1 protein-coding gene and 1 tRNA gene are annotated in these 1,966 nt (G+C 46.8%); both read left to right on the top strand.

Annotation, left to right across the window (positions count from 1 at the left end; translation table 11 throughout):
* The coding region (locus QVO39_RS07295) for an ATP-dependent Clp protease ATP-binding subunit (RefSeq protein ID WP_288171909.1) at positions 1–1,827 on the top strand (1,827 nt) is incomplete at its 5' end.
* A gap of 49 nt (positions 1,828–1,876) precedes the next feature.
* Positions 1,877–1,947: transfer RNA gene (locus tag QVO39_RS07290), tRNA-Gln, on the top strand.
* The last annotated feature ends 19 nt before the right edge of the window (positions 1,948–1,966 follow it).

The raw sequence follows: 1,966 nt of genomic DNA, 5'->3' as shown, positions 1-1,966 counted from the left end.
GTCGTGAATGAAGTAAAAAAGTCGGAGGGCGAGGTGATCTTATTCATCGATGAGATCCACACACTAGTAGGTGCCGGTGGCGGTGAAGGAGCTATGGATGCTGCCAATATCCTGAAGCCTGCATTGTCGAGAGGTGAGATCCGCACGATCGGTGCAACCACCCTTGATGAATACCGTAAGTATTTTGAAAAGGATAAAGCACTGGAGCGACGCTTCCAGATAGTCACTGTGGACGAACCAGATGAGCTCTCTACCATCAGCATATTGCGTGGACTAAAGGAAAGGTACGAAAATCACCACAAAGTGCGTATCCTTGACGACGCCATCATCGCAGCTGTGAGACTATCTAGTAGATACATTACAGATCGATTCTTACCCGATAAGGCAATTGACCTTATGGATGAAGCAGCAGCTCGACTAAGGATGCAAGTGGATTCACTCCCCGAGGAGCTCGATGAGTGCCTTCGTAAGATCAAACAGTTAGAGATTGAGCGCGAGGCGATCAAGATGGAGGGCAATACCGATAAGGTGTCGCAACTTGATAAGGAGATAGCCACTCTCAAGGAGGAGCAATCGACCCTTACCAGTAAGTGGGAGCGTGAAAAGAACCAAATGGATACTATCCAGCAAAATAAAGCGAAGATAGAGAACCTCAAATTCGAGGCAGAGCAAGCTGAGCGTGATGGAAATTACGAGCGTGTAGCGATGATCAGATATGGTGAGATTCAGGAGCTCCAAAAGGGTATTGATACAGCAGAGCAAAAACTCCACGAGATTCAAGGTGATTCAGCCCTCATCAAGGAGGTCGTTGATGCTGAGGATATCGCAGAGGTAGTCTCTAAGTGGACCAATATCCCGGTCTCCAAGATGATGACTTCGGAGCGTACCAAGCTACTGCACCTAGAGAAGGAGATCCACAAGAGAGTAGTAGGACAGGATGAAGCGATTGAAGCAATTGCTAATGCGGTAAGACGAAGCCGTGCAGGATTGCAAGATGCACAGAAGCCTATCGGTTCTTTCCTATTCCTCGGTACCACAGGTGTAGGTAAAACGGAGGTAGCAAGGGCACTGGCAGATTTTCTATTCGATGATCAGGATATGATGACGCGCATCGATATGAGTGAGTACCAAGAGAAGCACTCCGCCTCACGTCTGGTAGGAGCACCTCCAGGATACGTAGGCTATGAAGAGGGTGGACAGCTCACCGAAGCTATTAGGCGTAAGCCCTACTCAGTAGTGCTTTTTGATGAGATTGAAAAGGCGCACCCCGATGTCTTCAATGTGCTATTGCAGGTGCTTGACGATGGACGACTTACGGACAATAAAGGCCGCACCGTCAACTTTAAGAATACCATCATCATCATGACCTCTAATATGGGTTCGGATATTATCCAGCACAACTTTGAGAAGTTGACCGCAGATAATGCCCGTGAAATAGAAGAGACGACGGAGAAACAGGTATTGTCACTCCTAAAGGAGCGAATAAGGCCAGAGTTCCTCAATCGTATTGATGAGACCATTGTATTCCACCCATTGAATAAGGAGCAGATAGCTGAGGTGGTACGTATACAGCTGGATAGGGTGATTAAATCACTTGCCGAAAATGGCATCACGCTCACCTATACCGATAGGGCGGTAGAGCACATTGCAGAGCTTGGTTTTGACCCACAATACGGTGCTCGACCAGTAAAGAGAGTGATCCAAAAAGAGGTGATGAACCCCCTATCTATCGCAGTCTTAGAGGAGAAAATCCAAAAGGATAAGGCGATACAACTTGATTATGTAGACAATGAGATGAAATTCATAAATCAATCATTGGCTAATTAATATTTTTGTGGTATCTTTGCCACCGAAAGGGTAGAGATACCACTGACACTGTCGCGTGGTGTAATGGTAACACAAAAGATTCTGGTCCTTTAATTCGGGGTTCGAGTCCCTGCGCGACAGCAAAGGCGAGAAGTCAATC

The sequence above is a fragment of the Porphyromonas sp. CAG:1061 genome (assembly GCF_000435035.1).
GTDB lineage: Bacteria > Bacteroidota > Bacteroidia > Bacteroidales > Porphyromonadaceae > Porphyromonas_A > Porphyromonas_A somerae.
This window is presented reverse-complemented; position numbering and strand designations above follow the sequence as displayed.